Consider the following 20,877-nt stretch of genomic DNA (forward strand, 5'->3'; position numbering starts at 1 on the left):
GATGATTTCTTTTCTCCTTTTAAAATGTAAGCTTTATTCATCAATCCGTTTATTGTGCATTTGAATTATATTAATGATTTGTATTTTGTGAGAAAACAGAAGAATTAAATGGATTGATAAGGGGGAGGCTGTCGAATTCTTTTCCTTGAAAATTAAAAGTTTTTTAACTTGTTGGGTTGACCCTACATTGTGGCATGATATAATGAAATTACTTACAATATTCAGACTATTCTCGCAACCTAATTGTTATGAGTTTTTCTTCCGTTTAACTTATACCATCAACCCGATGTTACAAAGAGCGTGGAATGGATTTTTTAAAGAAAAATCGTCCTCCTATATACTGGAACATAATAATGGTGTTGTTGGTGCAAGATTGCGAGTATTCGAAAGAGTTTAAAGAGGAGTGGTCGTATATGTTTACATTCAGTCAAGAAAAATTAGTACCACTAGGTGCACAAATCACAACCGCAGAAATAAAACAGCAGCCTGATCTATGGGCTGAAACCTTTGCATTGTATACGGATAGAAGCAGTGAGATTGAAAAGTTTTTACTAAAAATATCAATGAAACACGACCGGATTCGCGTTATTTTTACTGGTGCTGGAACATCTGCCTATGTTGGTGATCTCGTTACCCCATACCTAAAGGAAAAAGTGGATGAAAAACAGTGGGAATTGCTGAGTATTCCGACAACTACCTTGGTATCCAATCCTTATCAATTTCTAAAAGCGGATTTTCCAACCTTACTCGTTTCGTTTGCAAGAAGCGGTAACAGCCCAGAAAGTGTTGCTGCCGTCAAATTAACGGAGCAAATTGTGACTGATTTGTACCAGCTCACAATTACTTGTAATAAGGACGGTCAATTGGCCAAGCGAGCAGCAGGTGATGAAAAAAATTTATTGCTTTTGATGCCTGAAAAATCGAATGATCAAGGATTTGCGATGACGGGAAGTTATACGTGCATGGCACTATCGACTTTGCTCGTTTTTGATTCTAAGTCCCTGGAAGAAAAATCGTCCATTGTAAAAATAATTCAGCAAATGGGTGAAAGTGTCATTCAAAGAGAAGGCGTCATTGAAGCGATTATCAATCGTGATTTTGACCGCATCATTTATTTAGGATCTGGCAGTTTAGAAGGTTTAACGAGAGAAGCACAATTAAAATTATTAGAACTGACAGCTGGAAAAATTGTCACGGCTTTTGATTCGCCGTTAGGCTTCCGGCATGGTCCTAAATCATTTGTGAATGAAAAGTCCGTTGCTTTTGTGTTTGTTTCCAACCAACCGTATACACGCCAATACGATTTAGATATGTTAAAAGAAATGAAGCAGGAAAACATTGCAAGCTATATATGTGCCATCGAGGTCGATGGAGAAACCAATTATGATGGGAACACATTTAGTTTCAGCAGAGAGGCCCAATCTATACCAGATGCTTACTTAGCCTTACCTTTTGTCATGGTTGGCCAGACGGTTTCGTTGCTGGCTTCGATAAAGGTCGGCAATACACCGGATAACCCATCTCCCACAGGAACAGTGAATCGTGTCGTTAAAGGTGTAACCATCTATGAATACCAGTAATTTGGGTAGGGAGAGCAGTAAGCCAATGTTTATTTTTGCCGATCGGTTTTTTCTTGAGGGGAAGGTCGTAGGGCCTGGTTTTTTGGAAATAATAGATGGGAAATTTGGTTTTTTTTCTGAAAACCAGTCTGATGAAGCGGCAGAAATCATTGATTACGCGGGGCATTGGATTGCACCTGGTTTAGTAGATACACATATTCATGGATTTCAAAATCACGACATTATGGACAATGATTTTCAAGGATTGAATGAGATATCTGAAGGACTTCTTTCTTGCGGAGTTACTTCGTTTTTGCCGACAACCTTAACCTCTTCAACAGAAGCGTTGAATCAAGTAACTGAAATGATTGGTACCAATTATACGAAAGTCAGGGGAGCCAAAATTAAAGGTATTTTTTTAGAAGGGCCATTTTTTACCGAAAAACATAAGGGGGCACAAAATACGAAATATTTTTGTGACCCATCCATTGAAAAGTTGAAAGATTGGCAGAAATTATCCAATGATTCTATTAAAAAAATTGCGATTGCACCTGAAAGAAAAGGTGCAGCGGAATTTATTGAATATGCTGTCGGTGAAGACATAGCTGTAGCGTTAGCTCACAGTGATGCAACTTATGAAGAAGCAAAGCAAGCGGTTGAGAGAGGAGCTTCGATTTTTGTTCATGCGTTCAATGGAATGAGCCCGCTGCACCATCGTGAGCCAGGGATGGCCGGCGCTGCTATGAATCTAAAAGATGTTTTTGCGGAAATCATTTGTGACGGACACCATGTTCATCCTGCTGCCGCCAATATTTTAATGAATGCACGCGGCAGAGATCAAACCGTTTTGGTCACTGATTGTATGATGGCTGGAGGAATGCCGGAAGGAACCTATCAGCTTGGAGAATATGCTGTAGAGGTGATAGGTGGTGCCGCTCGTATCGAGAGTGGCAGTTTAGCAGGCAGTGTTTTACAGCTGAAAGATGCAGTGAAAAATGTCGTTGATTGGGGGATTGCCACCCCAGAAGAAGCGATCTATATGGCAAGTACCGCACCTGCTCAAAGTATTGGGATGGATGGGGAATGCGGGAAAATTGCTCAGGGTTATGCCGCTGACTTTATTGTGTTGAATCCTGAACTGGAATTGATGGCGACGTACCTTGATGGTGCTTGTCGTTACCATTTACGGAAAGAGGGAGTGCGATAATTTGAGCTGTCACGATGAATCTATGCATTGATATTTTCTTTCCTTGAACTATTTGCTTTATGATTTGCTTTTTACATTTTTCCATTCGATTTATTTGGGAATAACTCTAGATAGCCCATCACCATCTGGTATGGTAAACCGGGTTGTTAAAGGAGTAAAAATATATCTATTCCAGCCATCATATTTATAGGGGGTAACATCATGCCGAATATTTTGCTAACAAGAATCGATAACCGATTGGTTCATGGTCAAGTAGGAGTTACATGGGTTAATCATTTAGGAGCTAATTTAATTGTCGTCGCAAATGATGAAGTGTCTGAAGATGAGGTACAACAGGATTTAATGGAAATGGTTGTCCCGGGGTCAATCGGAATTCGCTTTTTCTCAATCCAGACTACTATCGATGTGATTCACAATGCAGCAGATGAACAGCATATCTTTTTAGTTGTAAAAACACCACAAGATGTGTTGCGACTTGTAGAGGGCGGTGTGCCAATTGACAAGGTGAATATTGGAAATATGCATTTTTCTCAAGGGAAAACACAATTATTCTCTACCGTGTCTGTTGATGCAGATGATAAAGAGTCGTTTAGGAAGCTGCGTGACTTGGGAGCAAAACTTGAGGTACGCCGTGTTCCAGATGAAAGACCAGATGATATTTATAAACACTTATAGAAAGAAGTGAGAATGAATGGATAATCACATGCTGCTTCAAGCTTTATTAGTTGCTATATGGGCTGGAATTGCAGGGATAGACCTGTTTAACGGATTGTTTCATATTCACCGGCCAATTGTAACCGGTGTCATTATTGGTTTGATTTTTGGGGATGTAACAACAGGGGTTATGACAGGTGCTGCTATGGAGTTAGTGTGGGCCGGTATGGTGCCGCTTGCTGGGGCACAGCCACCAAATGTTGTTATTGGAGGAATAATCGGAACATCGTTTGCGATTTTGACAGGACAAGAGCCAACGGTGGCAATCGGTATTGCTGTTCCGTTTGCAGTTGCAGTTCAGGCATGTATAACTCTCATGTTTACTGCTTTTTCTCCGGTCATGCACAAGGCTGACCAATATGCACAAGAGGCTAACACAAAGGGAATTGAACGGATTAATTATTTTGGAATTCTTACATTATTTATATTCTATTTTGTTATTGCTTTTTTACCAATTTATTTTGGCGCAGAAAGTGCTAAAGCGGTCGTAGAGATTTTACCAAAATGGCTTATTAGTGGCCTTGGTGTTGCTGGGGGAATGATGGCTGCAATTGGTTTTGCGATGCTATTAAAAATTATGTTAAAAAAACAATACGTTGCCTTTTTAATCGTCGGATTTATTTTAGTCACATATATGAAAATGCCGGTTATTGCTGTTGCTTTAATTGGGATTGCCATCGCGCTATACGATTATTTCAAAGTAAATTCTGGTGATGGATCAGTAAGAGGGGGGACAAAACGTGGAATCTAAACAAGTAGAAACGATAATGGATCATACGAGCAGTCCGGAATATTATCAAGACGTTGCCACAGAAAAGGTTTTAACTAAAAAAGATTTAAACAAGATGGTATGGCGCTCTCTTTTACTTCAAGCGTCATTTAACTATGAAAGAATGCAGGCCGCAGGATGGTTATATTCGCTTTTACCAGGATTGAAAAAGATTCACAAAAATAAGCATGATTTAAGTGAATCTATGAAAAGTCATATGGAATTCTTCAACACGCATCCATTCCTTGTAAACATTATTATGGGGATTATCCTTGCGATGGAGGAAAAGAAACAAAATCGAAATATGATTAGATCTATTCGAGTAGCCATGATGGGACCGCTTGGTGGAATTGGTGATGCTCTATTCTGGCTAACCCTCCTGCCCATTTGTGTTGGTATAGGTGCTTCACTTGGGCAAGATGGAAACCCTATGGGGGCAGTGGTCTTTCTATTAATTTTTAACACAGTTCATTTTGCTCTTAGATTTGGGTTAATGCACTACGGTTATAGTGCCGGAACAAATGCTATCAGTTCTTTAAAGGAAAATACTAAAAAAGTAGCACATGCAGCATCTATTGTTGGGGTAACAGTTGTTGGCGCATTGATTGCCTCATTCGTAAAGTTAGAATCAAGTTTAGTGATCCATGCTGGTAAGGCAAAAATTGCTCTACAAAAGGATTTACTCGATAAACTCGTACCAAACTTATTGCCTTTGGCATACACTTTATTAATGTACTATCTATTAAAAAAGGGATTTTCTCCAGTTAAGCTAATTATCATTACTGTTATCATCGGTATTATTGGTAAAATTCCATTTCCATTTGGAACCATTTTATAATATTTAGCATGTTAGGAGGATTTTTAATATGAATGGTTTGATTATTAGCGGTCATGGATCGTTTGCAACTGGTCTTCAATCTTCGGTAAAACTAATCGTTGGAGATCAACCCAATGTGGAATACGTGGATTTTCTTGAATGCGATTCAACATGCGATCTTGAGAAAAAGCTGCTTGAGGCTTTTTCAAGATTACAAAAATGTGAGTCTATCTTAGTCTTATGTGATTTAGTTGGCGGTTCTCCGTTTAAAACGGCCGTTTCACTTACGCATGGGAAGGAAGGTTCTGCTGTAGTTGGCGGAACAAATCTTGCGATGGTCCTCGAAACCGTTTTACTAAAGGACGGACTTCAAATCGATGGATTAAGAGATTTAGCAATCAATACTGGTAAAGAAGCGATTAAAGGTTTTCAAAAGTCGGAGCGTCCAAGATTCAAAGAGTCTAGTATTTAATGAAAGCGATGAAGGATAGAGCAATCTATCAATCTAATAATTGTGACTGTCCCGATAAGGAATAGGATAGAACAGAACTACAACTGAATATTGTAGAGTGGATAGTTTTTTGAGAGTATTTATCTGAAGATTAAAACATTTAATGCGTTGCATTAAATGTTTTAGTCTTAATGTGTTAGCCTTATAAGTTATGGTTACATAATAGAATTACTTAAAACAATCTAACTATTATTTTCATAATAAAGTTTATATGAGTGTTTCTTTCGTTGTAACTTGTACCAACAACCCGATATTACAATCGTTTTTGGGGGAGAAGAAATTGAGGTACAGGAACATGAAAATGGCAATAGGCATTGATATTGAAGGGACAAAAATTATCGCGGGCAGTATTTTGCAAGTCAAAGAGGCTGTCAAAAATGTCGTTGATTGGAGAATTGCGACCAGTGAGGAATCCCTCTATATGGAAAAAACAGCATCCGCGGAAAGCAGTGGCATCGATGGGGAAGACGATAAGATTACGAACTGTTATGATGCTGGTTTTATCACATTAACACCGGAGCTCGAGTTAACTGGCACGGTTTGCTGGCTTCAATCTGAGAACTTGCTAGGGAAAGAGGGAGTAAGATGATTTTAGCTGTCACTATGAATCCATCCGTTGATATTTCCTATCCAATTCAAGATTTTAAGTTAGATGATGTAAATCGTGTGGGAAATGTTCGAAAAACCGCCGGCGGAAAAGGGTTAAATGTCGCCCGGGTTGTCAAACAGATGGGCGAAGACGTTTTGGCCACAGGTGTCATTGGCGGGACTATTGGCGATTACATTATTCAAGAATTGACGAAAAGTGATATCAGGAATCATTTTTATAAAATTAATCAAGAATCAAGAAACTGTATCGCGATTCTGCATGAAGGCAAGCAAACTGAAATCCTCGAAACCGGGCCAAGTGTATCCGCGGAAGAAGGAAATGCTTTTTTAGAAACATATCGGGAACTGCTGTCTGAAGTTTCTATTGTCACGATTTCGGGTAGTTTACCAAAAGGTCTTGAGTCTGGATTTTACCGTCAGATGGTCGAAATGGGCCGGGAGAAGGGAATTCCCGTAATTGTTGATACATCAGGAGAGCCGCTCCGACAGGTTTTGAACCATCATGTAAAACCCTTTGCAATCAAACCGAATATCTCAGAGCTGTTCCAGCTTTTTGGCATGGAAGTGGAGGAGAGCATAAGCAGCTTGAAGCAACTGTTAAACAATAATTTATTTCATGGGATTGAATGGATTGTCGTTTCGATGGGAGCGGCGGGTTCTTTTCTCAAGCATGGTGCAGATTATTACCGGGTTACTATTCCTGCTATTGAGGTCATGAACCCTGTTGGATCAGGTGATGCAACTGTTGCAGGATTAGCGGTTGCCCTGAGACGAAAGCAAGCCGTTTCGGACATCCTGAAAACTGCGATGACGACAGGCATGCTCAATACGATGGAAGAGGGAACAGGTTATATTGATCCAGAGAAGTTCGGTCAATTTTTTGAAATGGTAGAGGTTATTAAAATAGATTAATAGAGGTGATTGTTGATGTTAACATTAACAAATAATAAATTAGCAGCTCTTAAGCGTTTATCAGATGAGAATGGAATTATCGGAGCTTTGGCAATTGATCAACGTGGTTCATTAAAGAAAATGATTGTAGCTGGAAGTGAGAATAATGTCGGAGATGAGGGCATCATTCGCTTCAAAGAGTTGGTTTCTGAAGAGTTAACACCATATGCAACGTCTATTCTATTGGATCCGGAATATGGTCTGCCAGCTGCGAAAGTTCGTCATTCGGATGCGGGGTTATTAGTGGCGTATGAAAAAACAGGTTATGATGCAACAACCGAGGGGCGATTGCCTGATTTATTGCCAGAGTGGTCCGTTAGACGTCTGAAGGAAGCTGGAGCAGATGCAGTTAAGTTTTTATTGTATTATGATGTAGATGAAGATGAAAAAATTAATGACTATAAGCACGTTTATATGGAACGAGTTGGATCTGAGTGTGCGGTAGAAGACATTCCGTTCTTCCTTGAAATAGTGACTTACGATGCCAAAAATGATGATGTGAAAAGCATGGAGTATGCCAAAGTGAAGCCTCATAAGGTTATCGAGGCCATGAGGGAATTCTCTAAACCACAATACAAGGTGGACGTATTAAAGGTAGAAGTTCCAGTAGATATGCAGTTTGTAGAGGGTTACGCAGATGGTGAGACAGCCTACAGCAAGGAAAAAGCGGCTGCGTATTTCAAAGAGCAAAGTGAGGCAACAAATCTGCCGTTTATCTTCTTAAGTGCCGGCGTCAGTGCAGAATTGTTTCAAGAAACCCTGACATTTGCGAAAAAATCCGGCTCAACTTTCAATGGTGTTCTCTGTGGCCGAGCAACATGGAAAAATGGTGTCGCTCAATTTGCCGAAAATGGTGAACAAGCCGGACGTGCTTGGTTACAAGAAAACGGCAGGAAAAATATCCAAAGACTAAATATTGTCTTGAAAGAGACAGCATGCCCCTGGTTTGCAAAAATTTCAGGGTAAGAAAGTGTGGGGTAAGGTTCTCACTCTTCCTTATATTTGATTTATTTTTAAACGTTGTTTTGACTGGAACGTGGAAAATAGTCCAATTAAGAGTGGTGTGAATTTTTTACGAATCTAGTAATAACGATTTTGATAAGCTATCATTATTATAGTTTGGTAGAAACTATTTCGTTATAGAACCTGGTTGTTAGATTGACGCATTAAGTGTTAATGGTATAATTTAGGTTATTAAAAGAACGTTAGTATAGTTTGGAGGCTGGTTTAGTAAAATGAAACCATTGCAGCATGAAAGTCTAATTCCGCTTTATCATCAATTAATGGAAAGATTAAAGGATTCAATTGAAAAAGGTCATTGGGCACTTGGTGATAAAATCCCATCAGAAAACCAGCTAATGGATCAATTTGGAGTGAGTCGCAACACGGCAAAAAAAGCGATTGAGGAGCTTGTACAGGAAGGAATTCTATACCGAATCCAAGGAAAAGGTACCTTCGTGGCAAAACCAAAATTGCAGCAGTCATTGATGGGGTTTTATAGTTTTAGTAAAGTATTGAAAGAAAAAGGCTTGAACCCTAAGGATATCATTCTGAACATAGAGGAAATCAAGCCGAATGTCAAAATCAAAGAAGCGCTACAGCTAAGCGAAGATGTGAATGTCATTGAAATGAAACGCCTTCGCTGTGCTGAAGATGAGCCGTTTATATTGGAATCATCTTTTATTCCGAAACATGTTGTTACAGATATAGAGCAGCTAAAAAGGGTAGGCGAAATTTCTTTATATGATTTATTTTCACAACATTTTAATACCATAGTAACAAGAGCAAACGAGGCATTTGAACCTGTTCTCATCCGTGCTGACGAAAGTAAGTATCTGCAAACGGAGGAAGGTCGTCCGGCACTTCTGCTTGAAAGAACTGCCTATGATATCAATGGTGTGCCAGTTGAATTTTGTATATCTATTGTGCGGGGCGATCGCTGCCGCTTTTACACTGAATTAACCTAATCGTTGAATCACTCATAACATTTGTTTATGAGTGATTCAATTAATCTATTTTTACAATACGCCAATTCCTTTTCTAAAACCTGGATAAGGAATTGGCGGTGGTAAGATGTTTTATCCCGCTATTTGCTGGGAGCAAGGAAGCTAGGTAGGAGCCTTACTGCACAAACGTCCGGTTGGTGAAGGCTAATAATTAGTGGGGGATGAACAAAATCCCCACTGATTAAAGTTTTACTTTATGGTAAGGGAAGGATTGTTTGATGTCGTAGACGTAGCATTAAAATGGCATCTTGGAATATAGAATGAGTATGAAAATTTAGTACAGAAAGAGTGAAATATAAAATGGAAGAAAAAACGTTTAAAATTGTCGAAAAATTAGGAATTCACGCAAGGCCAGCAACACGTCTGGTCAATAAAGTAGGTCAGTATGGAGCAGAAATAACTCTCCAGTACAATGGGAAGTCTGTAAATTTAAAATCAATTATGGGTGTCATGTCACTTGGGATTCCAAGTGGGGCTGAAGTCACAATCGTAGCTGAAGGTAATGATGCAAAAGAAGCATTAGAAGCGCTCGAAGAGTTAATGAAGAGTGAGGGGATTGGCGAATAACGTCAGCATGAATGTTACAGGAATTGAAGTTTTTTAGGAATTTTGATGAGGAGGGCTTTTAGCCCTCCTCTGTCAAATAGAGAGTATTAACATTTAATCAGATGAAGTGTATATTGGCTTGATGGAAATCCGCTTGAACTAAAAATTAATATGAGAAAAGGGTTGTTAAAACAATGTCCATCATAATTAAAGGGATTGCAGCTTCTCCAGGCATTGCTATTGCCAAAGCTTTTCGCTTAGAAAATCCAGAGTTAATTGTAGAAAAAATAGCAGTAACGAATACAAATCAGGAAGTAGAACGCTTTGAACAAGCAATTGAAACATCAAAATTAGAGCTTGAAGGAATAAAAGAGCATGCTCGTAAAGAACTTGGCGAAGATAAAGCAGAAATCTTTGCTGCCCACCTTCTCGTGTTGACCGATCCGGAACTAATAAACCCAATTAAGGAAAAAATCAAAAACGAGCAAGTCAATGCGGAGTTTGCCTTAAATGAAGTGACCACTATGTTTGTGAACTTGTTTGAGGCAATGGACAACGAATATATGAGAGAGCGCGTTACGGATATTCGTGATGTGACAAAGCGTGTGTTATCGCATCTTTTAGGTGTGAACATTGCCAATCCAAGCATGATTTCAGAAGAAGTGGTGATTGTGGCAGAAGACTTAACACCATCTGATACCGCCCAATTAAACCGCAAGTATGTAAAAGGTTTTACAACGGATATAGGTGGGCGTACATCACATTCAGCGATTATGGCGTGTTCTATGGAAATTCCAGCGATCGTAGGTACGAAGGTGGTAACAAATGATATCGAAAACGGAGTATTAGTCATAGTCGACGGTTTAGATGGCAAAGTAATCGTCAATCCAACAGAAGATGTTGTGAAGATATACGAAGATAAAAAAGCTGTTTACGAAGCCCAAAAAGCAAAGTGGGCCAAGCTTGTGAATGAGCCTACATTATCATCTGATGGACATAAAGTGGAGATTTTTTCTAACATTGGTACTCCTGAAGATGTAAAAGGTGTCCTTGATAATGGTGGTGAAGGAGTAGGTTTATATCGTACTGAATTTTTATATATGGGGCGCGATACACTTCCGACAGAAGAAGAACAATTTGATGCTTACAAAACGGTATTAAAGCGAATGGAAGGTAAGCCAGTTGTTGTTCGGACGCTGGATATCGGGGGTGACAAAGAACTTCCCTATTTAAATCTTCCAAAAGAAATGAATCCATTCTTAGGGTTTCGTGCGATTCGTTTATGTTTGGAAATGCAGGACATGTTCCGCGCACAACTTCGTGCGCTATTGCGTGCAAGTGTATACGGTAATTTGAAAATTATGTTCCCGATGATTGCTACACTGGATGAATTTCGTCAAGCAAAAGCGATTTTAATAGAGGAAAAAGAAAAACTTCAAGCTGAAGGTACAATCATTGGTGAAAGTATTGAGGTAGGGATGATGGTGGAAATTCCATCTTCCGCTGTGATGGCTCACCAATTTGCAAAAGAAGTGGACTTCTTTTCAATCGGAACAAATGATTTAATTCAATATACGCTGGCAGCAGATCGCATGAATGAGCGTGTTTCTTATTTATACCAGCCATATAACCCGGCGATCCTTCGCTTAATCAAAAATGTCATTGATGCAGCACATAATGAAGGGAAATGGGCAGGTATATGTGGTGAAATGGCTGGGGATGAAATCGCGATTCCTATTCTTCTCGGTTTAGGATTAGACGAATTTTCTATGAGTGCCACTTCTATTTTACGAGCAAGAAACCAAATTCTTAAGTTATCAAAAACAGAAATAAACTTAGTTATTGAACAAATTTTAAATATGACAACATCTGAGGAAGTGGAGAGATTTGTGAAAGATATATTTATAAAACCCAAAAATGTTTCTGTTTGATGAAATCAATTTAGCCAATCGCTTTCCCTCCTATGCACTGGGATATACTCTGAGGAGGGAGTCTTCTTGACAAACAATGATAAAGAGGGCATATCTCCTTATGGTTTACATTGCTTATTTAAATTTCATCTGTAAAGGTGTCAAGTATCTCCTATATTCATTTCCCATATAAAAAGCCCCAAAAGCAAAGTACTTAATATAGAAACAGCCATTCTACTAACAAGAAGTTTCCAAACATTCTTCCCGATAATTGATGATTTTTCTCCCAAAATAAAGAATTATAAGTTCAATGATTACATTTGTTTTAGGATTTGCGATTGTATCGTATTTTAATAAGAAAAAGTGATTGAGATAGTTCTTAATCACTTTTTTGTTATTTCTATTCATATTTTTTATTTTATCCCGCTATTTGTGCGCGGTAAAACACTAATGATTAAAGTCTTACTTTATTACCAATAATATACAAATAAAGTTGCTTGAGCTTACTTTACTGTATTTAGGGGTGCAAAATATGAAAGTATCAATTTTTATCACTTGTGTTGCAGATGTTTTTTATCCAGAAGTAGGAAGAGATGTTGTGGAAATTCTTGAAGATTTAGGTTGTGAAGTTGATTTTCCGAAAACGCAAACTTGCTGCGGACAACCTGCTTATAATAGCGGGTATGTGCAAGAAACAAAAACAGCTGCAAAACATATGATTGAAGCCTTTGCTAATTCAGAATATGTTGTGGCACCATCGGGATCTTGCGCTATGATGGTTCACGAGTTTTCTAGCTTATTTTCTGAAAGTGAAGCAGAGTGGAAGAAAAAAGCGACTGAACTTGCAAATAAAACATATGAATTCACGCAATTTCTCGTTGAAGTATTAGGGAAAGAAGATTTAGGTGCGGAGCTTCATAAAAAAGCAACGGTGCATACGTCTTGTCATATGAGCCGATTAATGGGAATTAAAGAACCACCGCAAAAGTTATTAAAATGTGTAAAGGGACTGGAAGTTGTTTCACTACCGCATAATTATGATTGCTGTGGATTTGGAGGGACGTTCTCGGTGAAGATGCCAGAGATCTCTGAAGAAATGGTTGAGGAAAAAGTAAAGCATATTATGGAAACCGGTGCGGAAGTGTTAATTGGAATGGATTGCAGTTGCTTAATGAATATAAAAGGACGTTTAACACGTAATGGTTATCCAATTGATGTAAAACATATTGCTCAAGTATTAAATGAAGATCGAAAATAAGAGGGGGATATAGAGATGGGAATGAAAATTGGGAATGATCCCTTTCATAAGCGTACGAAAACAGGTATTGGCGATCCATTTATGCGGCGAGCTGTTCGGAAAGCGCAAGATGGTCTTAGAGGTAAGAAGTTAAAAGCTACGGAGAGTCTTGGTAATTGGGAAGAGTGGCGAGCTTTAGGAGAAGAAATTCGAAAGCATACGTTAGAAAACCTAGACTATTATTTACAGCAATTGAGTGAAAATATTGAGAAAAACGGTGGTTCTGTTTATTTTGCAAAGACTGCAGAAGATGCAAGGGAATATGTAAAAGAGATTGTAAAAAAGAAAAATGCGAAAAAAATTGTGAAATCAAAATCTATGGTAACGGAAGAGATTAGTTTAAATGAAGCGATTGAAGAAGCTGGAGCGGAAGTGTTAGAAACAGATCTAGCGGAATTTATTCTACAAGTAAACGACCACGATCCTCCGTCACACATTGTTGTTCCATGTCTTCATAAAGATAAAGAACACATTTGTGAAATATTTAAAACAAAGTTAAATTATACGGGAACATCTGACCCTACGGAAATGGCGAGATTTGTAAGAGCATATTTACGTGATGATTTTTTTGCAGCGGATATAGGGGTGACGGGATGTAACTTTGCGGTTGCAGAGTCTGGTTCCATTTCTATCGTAGCAAACGAAGGAAATGCAAGACTTACGACGACACTTCCGAAAACGTTAATTACAGTTATGGGGATGGAACGTATTGTTCCGACATGGGAAGAGCTTGATGTGTTAGTAACACTTCTATGCCGAAGTTCTGTAGGACAAAAGTTAACAAGTTATATTACAGGGTTAACGGAGCCGGGCGGGACAGATGGACCGGAGGAATTTCATTTAGTCATTGTTGATAATGGACGTTCTGATATTGTAGGAACAGAATTCCAAAGTGTCCTTCAGTGCATTCGTTGCGCCGCATGTATTAATGTGTGTCCTGTATACCGGCATATTGGTGGACATGCATACGGCTCTATTTATCCAGGGCCAATTGGAGCTGTGTTGACACCACTTTTAGGGGGATACGATGAATATAAGGATTTACCTTATGCGTCTAGCCTTTGTGGTGCTTGTACAGAAGCATGCCCAGTGAAAATCCCGTTACACGACTTGTTAATTAAACATCGCAGCCGCATTGTACAAGAAAAATACTCACCTGTAGCTTGGAACGTTGCTATGAAAGGTTTTGAAAAAACGGTGAAGAGTCCTAGATTATTTTCTTTTGCAGCGAAGAGCGCTCCGTATGCATTAAAACCTCTTGCAAAAGGAGATAAAATCGAGCGCGGCATTGGGCCGTTAAAAGATTGGACGGATGCGAGAGATTTTCCAGTTCCGAAAAAACAACCGTTTCGAGAGTGGTTTAAAAAACACGAAAAGGAGAACAATGATGGCCATCCAAAATCGTGAGGAATTTTTACTCCAATTATCAGAAAAGCTTGGCAGGAAACGTCCAGAAGCAGTGGGAAAACCGAAATGGTCTGTTTCCCCGCAGTGGAATGTGTTTGACGGACTTTCGCAAGATGAACTTGTAGTACAGTTAATGGAGCACTGCGAAGTGATTCATACAGAAGTAAAGCGAACAACAAAGGAAAATCTTGTTGAAACATTGGAGTCTTTTATACAAGAATGGAATATCAAATCTGCGATGTGCGCGAATGATGAGCGCTTTAATGAATATGGTCTTACTCCATTTTTCAAAAATGAAGGCACAACACAATTTCGCACATGGGGATTAGACCATAAAGAAGAGGACATAGCATTTGCGAAAGCTGCTGATCTAGGCATTACGTTCAGTGATATGACTTTAGCAGAATCAGGAACCGTTGTACTATTTAATGACGGGTTAAAAGGAAGGCATGTTAGTCTTCTTCCAGAGTCATATATTGCAATCGTTCCTAAAAGTACAATCGTACCAAGATTAACCCAAGCTACAAAACTGATTCATGATCAAAATACATCAGGAAAAACCCTGCCAGCTTGTGTGAATTTCGTTTCTGGTCCTTCAAATAGCGCGGACATTGAAATGAATCTTGTCGTAGGTGTACACGGACCAATTAGAACAGCGTACATTATTGTGGATGATCAATAATGAAATACACATGATGTATAAGAATGCTGAAAATAGAAAGCACTGGCCATTCATACAGCCAGTGCTTTCTATTTTGCATACTACTGGTGAAAGTTAAAGGCCAAGTCCACTATAGCTGACTCCAGCTACGATTAATATGATAAAGAGCACAATGAGTAATATGTAGCCGCTACTAACGCTCTTACCATCTTGTCCAACTTCACCGCCGCCAGCGCCACCACTACCGCCTTTACCGCCAAGTCCCATATGAACATCCTCCTTATTGTTATATGTTGCTTTTACTTTATGTTTTCTGTATTTACCAATAAATCCCTTCTGAGGCGCGAACTAACTTGCAAATCATTCCGTTTCATTTTACAATTTATTTACCGACTGGTAAGTAAAAATAAGTGAGGTACAGTATGACAAAGAATTTACAAACATCGCAGCACATTGTAGAGGCGTCATTTAAACTGATGGCAGAGCACGGTATTGAGAAAATGAGCCTTTCCATGATTGCGAAAGAGGTAGGGATTTCAAAACCGGCTATTTATTATCATTTTCCTTCTAAAGAAGCGTTAGTAGACTTTTTATTTGAGGAGATTTTTTCTGGGTATCAATTTGTGAGTTACTTCGATAAAGACCAATATACGAAAGAAAACTTTGAAGAAAAGTTGATTGCAGATGGCTTACAAATGTTGTCTGAGTATAAAGGCCAAGAAGGTATATTACGCGTTATAAATGAATTTATCGTAAGTGCGACGCGAAACGAAAAGTATCAGAAACGCCTATTTGAAATACAAGAGGAGTTTTTAAATGGATTCCACGATTTATTGAAGAAAGGTGCGACACTTGACGTTGTGTCACAACATGCAACAGAAGAAAATGCTCATACGTTAGCGCTCGTTATTGATAATATGAGTAATTACATATTAATAGGATTCGATTTAAAATATAAAGAAATTTGGATTCAAAATGTGAAAAACGTAATGAAGGGGGAATAAAGTTGAAAATGAAGAAAAACTGGTGGCTCGGTTTTCTTGGGTTTGTCCCGCATTAACGGGCAGTAAGACTCCCACCTTAAAATTTGGCGAATGTGAGGAAGTTAGGTGGGAGATAACTGCCCGTAAAAGCCCGATTGGTGAGGGCTGATAATCAGTGGGAAATGGACAAAACCCCACTGATTAAAGTTTCACTGTATTCCTGAGAAAAAAGATAAAGAAGAATAAATATGAATTTTTTGTAAAGTTATGTAAAATATAACTTGAGAGTATTCATATATTAGATTACTAGATTTGGAGTGGTTACATGGATCCATTGAAAAATGAAATTCACCCTGACATGGTTAAGGTGTGGAAAGTTCGTGCTGTCATTGAAGAAGGAATTGGTATTCTCGTTATTTTAGCTTACCTTTTCCTCATGATAAAGTTTGATTGGTGGGCGTGGATTTTGTATGTAATGATTGGGCTAACAGTTGTGTTCGCACCATTTTCGTACTTCGTATTCCCGAAACTACGTCAGCGTTATTATAGCTACCAACTGAACGAAGAAGAACTTGAAATTCAGCACGGTCTATTCGTTGTAAAACGTGTATTAGTACCGATGATTCGTGTACAGCACGTAACGATTGCACAAGGACCAATTATGAGAAAACATGGATTAGCAGAATTACATATTTCAACAGCAGCAACGTCTCATAGCATTCCAGGGTTAACGATGTATGAAGCTGAAATGCTGAAAACGAAAATCGCAGAATTAGCGAAAGTGAGTGATGAGGATGTATAAGAGGCAGCATCCAATCACGATGTTATTAGAATTAAAAATAACAGATTTTATACCACTCATTATTTTCATGTTTAGCTTAAACGGAAAATTCCCGTTTTGGTATTTAATTCCCGCTGGATTTGGTTTACTTACCATTTTTTCAGCGTTTGAAAAATGGTATTACACAACATATTGGGTTGAAAATAACGTATTGCATGTGAAACAAGGGCTTTTTGTGAAGAAGGAGAGCTACTTAAATAAAGAGCGTGTCCAAACAATTCATACAAGTTCTAACGTACTATATCAAATGCTCGGTTTAAAGAAAATACAAATCGAAACAGCTGGCGGAGGCGATGATGCAGAAGTGAGCTTAGCTGGTATTACGGAAGATGAAGCGAAGGAGCTTATTTTCTTACTAAATGAGCCGACTCCAGAAGTGAAAGCAGAAGGAGCGTTAGACGAATCTACAGAACATGCAGTAGAAAAAGAAAGCATGACAGAGGAAAAACAAGCAACAGAATACAAGTTAACTTGGAAAGAAATTTTATTAGCGTCTATTACATCTGGTCAGTTTGGATTATTATTCTCTTTAATCTTTTTCGTTTATAACCAAGTAGATGAGTACATTCCGAAATGGATCAAAAATAGCGTAGAATCTTATGTAATGGAACACGATATATACGGCTGGATTTACATGGTAGCTATTTTACTAGTCGTTTCTTGGATTATATCCACAATCGGTTATGCGTTAAAACATGGGGATTTCACAGTGAATCGAAGACATGATGAAGTCCGCATTTCGCAAGGATTACTCGAAAAAAAAGAACTCGTACTAAAGTTACATCGTATTCAAGGTATTACGATAAAAGAAAGTATTTTACGCCAACCATTCGGTTATTGTGCTGTGCAAGTAGAAGTCATTCAAAGTGAGGGGAAAGAGGAAAAAGTTACACTGCATCCGATCATTCGAAAAGATCGCGTGCAACAGTTACTCGCCCATTTACAATTACCATATGAACTGCATGCCAACATGATTCCATTACCAAAAGCAGCACTACGCCGTTACTTAATTGATAGTTTCATCTTTTTCGCCATGCTAGCAATCCCGCTTACGGGAATAAGCATATACTTTGAAAAGTATTTTATCATGTGGGCATTACTACCGCTCGCGATCCTCATCTTTACACTTGGATACGCAACGTTTAAAACAAATGGTTACAGTGTAAACGGAGAACAAATTACAATTGTACATCGTAGTATTGGAAAACATACAGGACTTGTAAGAAGAAGGCACGTCCAATCAATTGAAAAAACACAATCATATTTCCAGCGCCGCGCAAATTTATGTACGTATAAGTTTTCTAGTGCGTCATCGGAGTATAAATTAGAGCATACGAGAGTAGAAGATGCGGAGAGAATGCAGGATTGGTATAAGAAGAGAATAAGTGAGGAGTAATTTGAGAAGGCTTGCCTATTATAAAAGGCAGGCTTTTTTGTTATAGAAAAATCAGTGGTTTACATTTGAACTAGTTTTTTCTTGGTTTCATCTATATGTTAGTACAAATACAGCACACATGTATCAATACGTATTAAAAAGGTAGTCTGTTTCTATTTAAGGGAATTTTGTGGAATTTTTGATATAAATGGTATAATGATATAGAACTATTTTTTAGGAGGTTGTATATGATAAGTCAATTGAAAAGAGAAGCACTGGATGCATTAAAAGGAAAATGGGGATTAGCGGTAGGGGCAACCTTATTACTTGGAATCCTCATTGGAGCTGCTAATATGCTATTCACAGGTATTTTCTCGATATTTTGGGGTTGGGAAGAAGCAAGGGAGTCGTTTACAGTAAGTATTATTGCAATGCTTATTATCGGTCCATTAACAGTAGGTGCCTATTATCTCGTTTTACATGTAATCCGTAGAGATAATGCTCGTATTGGTCATTTATTTAGATGGTTTAGCGATGGCAGTAAATTTATGAAGGCATTTTTAACATATTTACTAATGTACGTATACTTGATTTTATGGACATTACTTCTTATTATTCCGGGAATTATTAAATCATTTTCTTATGCTATGACGTACTTTATTTTGAATGATCATCCAGAATACACAGCGAATCAAGCAATTACTGAAAGTCGCCGTATGATGAATGGACATAAAATGGATTACTTTTTACTATGCTTAAGCTTCATTGGCTGGTTCATTTTAAGTATTCTTACTATAGGAATCGGTTTCTTATGGTTAGTACCTTATTTCTACTCGACATCGGCAGCATTTTATGAAGAGATTTCAAAAGAATATTATAAAAAAGAAGATACTACTTTCTAATAAAAAACCTAAACCATCTACCCTAAAAAATATAGGGAGCAGATGGTTTAGGTTTTTTTTATATAGAAATTCTTCCATCTATATTTTAGTATAGGCAGTTATTTTCTTATATGAAAATGATAGGAAATAATGAATAATATAGGTAAAGAAAAAGGTGAGGTGAATGAGAGTGAGCAAATTTTTAATTCCGTACTCATTTTCTATATTAAGTTTCTTTATTTCAGCAATGGCACTTGATTTATATGATAGGATGGGAAAAAGTGATGAGATGACTTCGCCGAACATAATTGGAAAGGTAATTCAATCTACTTCGCAAATGGGAGTCCTTACATTGTATTTCGGAGTACCTATTATTTTAGGTGGATGTCTTCTTGGTGAGCTATTGTTTAGAGGTATCATTTTACGATTTAAATTAAGCTATATTATATCTTTATTATTATATCTACTTTTAGCTTTTAGTATTGTTTCCGTAACGGTAGGGCTTCCAACTATATATGAAGTTTCTAATATCTTTTTCATGGCGATAACTATGATTTGCGCTGTTATATTCTTTGTGGGCCGGAATATATGGGAGAAAAAAGAAGTTAACAAGGCGTTGGCAAAATGAAATACACTTGTTCATGCTGCGGGTATAGAACATTAGAAGAAGAACCAGGTACATATGAAATTTGCAGTATATGTTATTGGGAAGATGATGAGGTACAGTTTAACGATCCTGACTTCGAAGGCGGGGCAAATGAAGCTTCGTTAAGACAAGCGCAGAAAAATTTCATTGCGTTCGGTGCTTGCGAGGAATGTTGTGTTGGATCAGTTAGAAAACCGACTAGTGAAGATGTGAAGGATGCGAGTTGGAAGCAAATTTGTTAAGTAAAATGTTATTCCTCAGTTCAACAGGAGGAATAACATTTTTTATGCAATGATGAAAGAATTAGCGCCGTCTTATAAAGTAAAATAATAAAGATGATAACGTAATAGGAAGGCCGGTTTCCAAAAAGGCTTTTAAATGAAAGGATAGAAAATCTCTGTCGTTAAACCACATAAAGAATAAATGATTGTAGGAAATACCTAACAGTATAAATACAGGAATTCCGATTTTTAATTCGTGACTTCTTTTTATTTTTCTATAACAAAATTCACCTAATAAACAACCGATAAGAACAGGAATGCTTCCAAGAATTGAAAACATAATAATAGATACCCAAATGGGTCCCCATGAATCTGCATAATTTGGATCTCGTGCATACTGTAAAATATTTATAACAATAGAGAAAACTAGTAAACATGCTATATAGCTAACAGTAAATTTCTTCAATAGAATCCCCCGCACCTATGTAAAATAATATAAAAAAGACAGTTAGCAATCGTACTAGATACAAATTATAAGGAAAGATGAAGATATTCCTGTATGTGATTATATCAAAGGAATGATGAAAATTAGAAGATATATAGTGTGATTTTAAGTTTACTTTAATTAGTAGACTTTTTTATTTGCTTTTGTTTCGTGTACGATTGGGATACTTGTCAACTTGATGGAAATGAGACTGGATTCCCTACACGTTTTTTAATAAGGGTGCTTATTGATGCTAAAGATCGGACCTTATCGTACCTAAAAATGTAGATAGAGGAAAAATAATGTAAAAAAACTATTGTATGTTTAAAAACCTTATGTTACATTTGTGTTACAGAAAAGTTACGGACTGTGACTTATGTTACGGTTTGTTTTCTGTTGTTTTTCGGTATGTTACGAATTGTAGTTCGTATTCCAACTAAAAATGATTTTTTATGTGTATAAAAGTGTGTGTAGTAACGAGC

General features: G+C 37.8%; 23 protein-coding genes and 1 pseudogene. 21 read left to right on the forward strand and 3 right to left on the reverse strand.

The annotated features are described in order from the left end of the window. Positions 1 to 413 precede the first annotated feature (413 nt). The 12 genes from COE49_RS18740 to ptsP all read left to right on the forward strand — a co-directional run bounded on the left by COE49_RS18740 (position 414) and on the right by ptsP (position 11,620). On the forward strand, positions 414 to 1,580 hold the full coding sequence (locus tag COE49_RS18740; RefSeq protein ID WP_088232698.1) for an AgaS family sugar isomerase: 1,167 nt from the start codon (positions 414 to 416) through the stop codon (positions 1,578 to 1,580). After that, positions 1,567 to 2,766 (forward strand): N-acetylglucosamine-6-phosphate deacetylase, encoded by a 1,200-nt coding sequence (nagA, locus tag COE49_RS18745; RefSeq protein WP_255294752.1) that lies wholly within the window; start codon positions 1,567 to 1,569, stop codon positions 2,764 to 2,766. The genes COE49_RS18740 and nagA overlap by 14 nt, the downstream gene beginning before the upstream one ends. 201 nt (positions 2,767 to 2,967) lie before the next feature. Next, a complete protein-coding gene (agaV, locus tag COE49_RS18750) occupies positions 2,968 to 3,441 on the forward strand; it encodes a PTS N-acetylgalactosamine transporter subunit IIB (protein WP_088232639.1) in 474 nt (157 codons plus the stop codon). 16 nt (positions 3,442 to 3,457) lie between these two features. Continuing rightward, positions 3,458 to 4,231: a PTS N-acetylgalactosamine transporter subunit IIC gene (gene agaW, locus COE49_RS18755; protein ID WP_088232638.1), complete on the forward strand. Its 774-nt coding sequence runs from the start codon at positions 3,458 to 3,460 to the stop codon at positions 4,229 to 4,231. Beyond that, a complete protein-coding gene (locus COE49_RS18760; protein ID WP_427282571.1) occupies positions 4,221 to 5,087 on the forward strand; it encodes a PTS system mannose/fructose/sorbose family transporter subunit IID in 867 nt (288 codons plus the stop codon). The genes agaW and COE49_RS18760 overlap by 11 nt, the downstream gene beginning before the upstream one ends. 28 nt (positions 5,088 to 5,115) lie before the next feature. Beyond that, a complete protein-coding gene (gene agaF, locus COE49_RS18765; protein WP_088232637.1) occupies positions 5,116 to 5,538 on the forward strand; it encodes a PTS galactosamine/N-acetylgalactosamine transporter subunit IIA in 423 nt (140 codons plus the stop codon). Between the two features lie 319 nt (positions 5,539 to 5,857). Next, positions 5,858 to 6,166 (forward strand): hypothetical protein, encoded by a 309-nt coding sequence (locus tag COE49_RS28095; RefSeq protein ID WP_088232636.1) that lies wholly within the window; start codon positions 5,858 to 5,860, stop codon positions 6,164 to 6,166. Continuing rightward, on the forward strand, positions 6,163 to 7,098 hold the full coding sequence (gene lacC / locus COE49_RS18775; RefSeq protein WP_088232635.1) for a tagatose-6-phosphate kinase: 936 nt from the start codon (positions 6,163 to 6,165) through the stop codon (positions 7,096 to 7,098). Before COE49_RS28095 ends, lacC begins: the two co-directional genes overlap by 4 nt. 15 nt (positions 7,099 to 7,113) lie before the next feature. Next, positions 7,114 to 8,103: a tagatose-bisphosphate aldolase gene (gene lacD / locus COE49_RS18780; protein ID WP_088232634.1), complete on the forward strand. Its 990-nt coding sequence runs from the start codon at positions 7,114 to 7,116 to the stop codon at positions 8,101 to 8,103. Positions 8,104 to 8,372: 269 nt separating this feature from the next. Further along, positions 8,373 to 9,104, forward strand: a complete 732-nt coding sequence (locus COE49_RS18785) for a GntR family transcriptional regulator (protein ID WP_088232633.1) — start codon at positions 8,373 to 8,375, stop codon at positions 9,102 to 9,104. Between the two features lie 339 nt (positions 9,105 to 9,443). Then, complete coding sequence (locus COE49_RS18790; protein ID WP_088232632.1) at positions 9,444 to 9,710, forward strand: phosphocarrier protein HPr; 267 nt, start codon at positions 9,444 to 9,446, stop codon at positions 9,708 to 9,710. Between the two features lie 173 nt (positions 9,711 to 9,883). Further along, positions 9,884 to 11,620, forward strand: coding sequence for a phosphoenolpyruvate--protein phosphotransferase (gene ptsP, locus COE49_RS18795; RefSeq protein ID WP_098945997.1), 1,737 nt, complete (start codon positions 9,884 to 9,886; stop codon positions 11,618 to 11,620). 140 nt (positions 11,621 to 11,760) lie between these two features. Here ptsP and COE49_RS28500 read toward each other — a convergent pair. After that, a pseudogene (locus COE49_RS28500) lies at positions 11,761 to 11,906 on the reverse strand (hypothetical protein); the annotation flags it as partial. A 225-nt stretch (positions 11,907 to 12,131) separates the two neighbouring features. Between COE49_RS28500 and COE49_RS18800 the strand changes: the two are divergent. The 3 genes from COE49_RS18800 to COE49_RS18810 are packed head-to-tail and all read left to right on the forward strand — an operon-like array spanning position 12,132 to position 14,985. Then, positions 12,132 to 12,857 (forward strand): (Fe-S)-binding protein, encoded by a 726-nt coding sequence (locus COE49_RS18800; protein WP_088232630.1) that lies wholly within the window; start codon positions 12,132 to 12,134, stop codon positions 12,855 to 12,857. A gap of 15 nt (positions 12,858 to 12,872) precedes the next feature. Further along, a complete protein-coding gene (locus COE49_RS18805; protein ID WP_098945998.1) occupies positions 12,873 to 14,303 on the forward strand; it encodes a LutB/LldF family L-lactate oxidation iron-sulfur protein in 1,431 nt (476 codons plus the stop codon). Then, positions 14,284 to 14,985: a LutC/YkgG family protein gene (locus COE49_RS18810; RefSeq protein ID WP_088232628.1), complete on the forward strand. Its 702-nt coding sequence runs from the start codon at positions 14,284 to 14,286 to the stop codon at positions 14,983 to 14,985. Before COE49_RS18805 ends, COE49_RS18810 begins: the two co-directional genes overlap by 20 nt. A 93-nt stretch (positions 14,986 to 15,078) precedes the next feature. On the opposite strand, the gene COE49_RS18815 is transcribed toward COE49_RS18810, so the two are convergent. Then, on the reverse strand, positions 15,079 to 15,231 hold the full coding sequence (locus tag COE49_RS18815) for a sporulation protein YjcZ (RefSeq protein ID WP_088232627.1): 153 nt from the start codon (positions 15,229 to 15,231) through the stop codon (positions 15,079 to 15,081). Between the two features lie 155 nt (positions 15,232 to 15,386). On the opposite strand from COE49_RS18815, the gene COE49_RS18820 reads away from it, so the two are divergent. From COE49_RS18820 to COE49_RS18850, 6 genes are all read left to right on the forward strand, one after another. Continuing rightward, entirely contained in the window at positions 15,387 to 15,968 is a 582-nt protein-coding gene (locus COE49_RS18820; RefSeq protein WP_088232626.1) for a TetR/AcrR family transcriptional regulator, read from the forward strand. Between the two features lie 304 nt (positions 15,969 to 16,272). After that, positions 16,273 to 16,749 carry a PH domain-containing protein gene (locus COE49_RS18830; RefSeq protein WP_088232625.1) on the forward strand — a complete coding sequence of 159 codons (477 nt, stop codon included), beginning with the start codon at positions 16,273 to 16,275 and terminating at the stop codon, positions 16,747 to 16,749. Beyond that, complete coding sequence (locus COE49_RS18835) at positions 16,742 to 18,184, forward strand: PH domain-containing protein (protein ID WP_088232624.1); 1,443 nt, start codon at positions 16,742 to 16,744, stop codon at positions 18,182 to 18,184. Before COE49_RS18830 ends, COE49_RS18835 begins: the two co-directional genes overlap by 8 nt. A gap of 227 nt (positions 18,185 to 18,411) precedes the next feature. Beyond that, entirely contained in the window at positions 18,412 to 19,065 is a 654-nt protein-coding gene (locus tag COE49_RS18840; RefSeq protein ID WP_088232623.1) for a DUF975 family protein, read from the forward strand. Positions 19,066 to 19,234: 169 nt separating this feature from the next. After that, positions 19,235 to 19,672: a hypothetical protein gene (locus COE49_RS18845; RefSeq protein WP_141556632.1), complete on the forward strand. Its 438-nt coding sequence runs from the start codon at positions 19,235 to 19,237 to the stop codon at positions 19,670 to 19,672. Beyond that, on the forward strand, positions 19,669 to 19,932 hold the full coding sequence (locus COE49_RS18850) for a CPCC family cysteine-rich protein (protein ID WP_088232621.1): 264 nt from the start codon (positions 19,669 to 19,671) through the stop codon (positions 19,930 to 19,932). Before COE49_RS18845 ends, COE49_RS18850 begins: the two co-directional genes overlap by 4 nt. A 61-nt stretch (positions 19,933 to 19,993) precedes the next feature. Here COE49_RS18850 and COE49_RS18855 read toward each other — a convergent pair whose 3' ends face one another. Beyond that, positions 19,994 to 20,377 (reverse strand): hypothetical protein, encoded by a 384-nt coding sequence (locus COE49_RS18855; RefSeq protein ID WP_088232620.1) that lies wholly within the window; start codon positions 20,375 to 20,377, stop codon positions 19,994 to 19,996. Positions 20,378 to 20,877: the final 500 nt, after the last annotated feature.

It is taken from the genome of Bacillus sp. AFS029637 (genome assembly GCF_002584985.1).
Taxonomy (GTDB): domain Bacteria; phylum Bacillota; class Bacilli; order Bacillales; family Bacillaceae_G; genus Bacillus_A.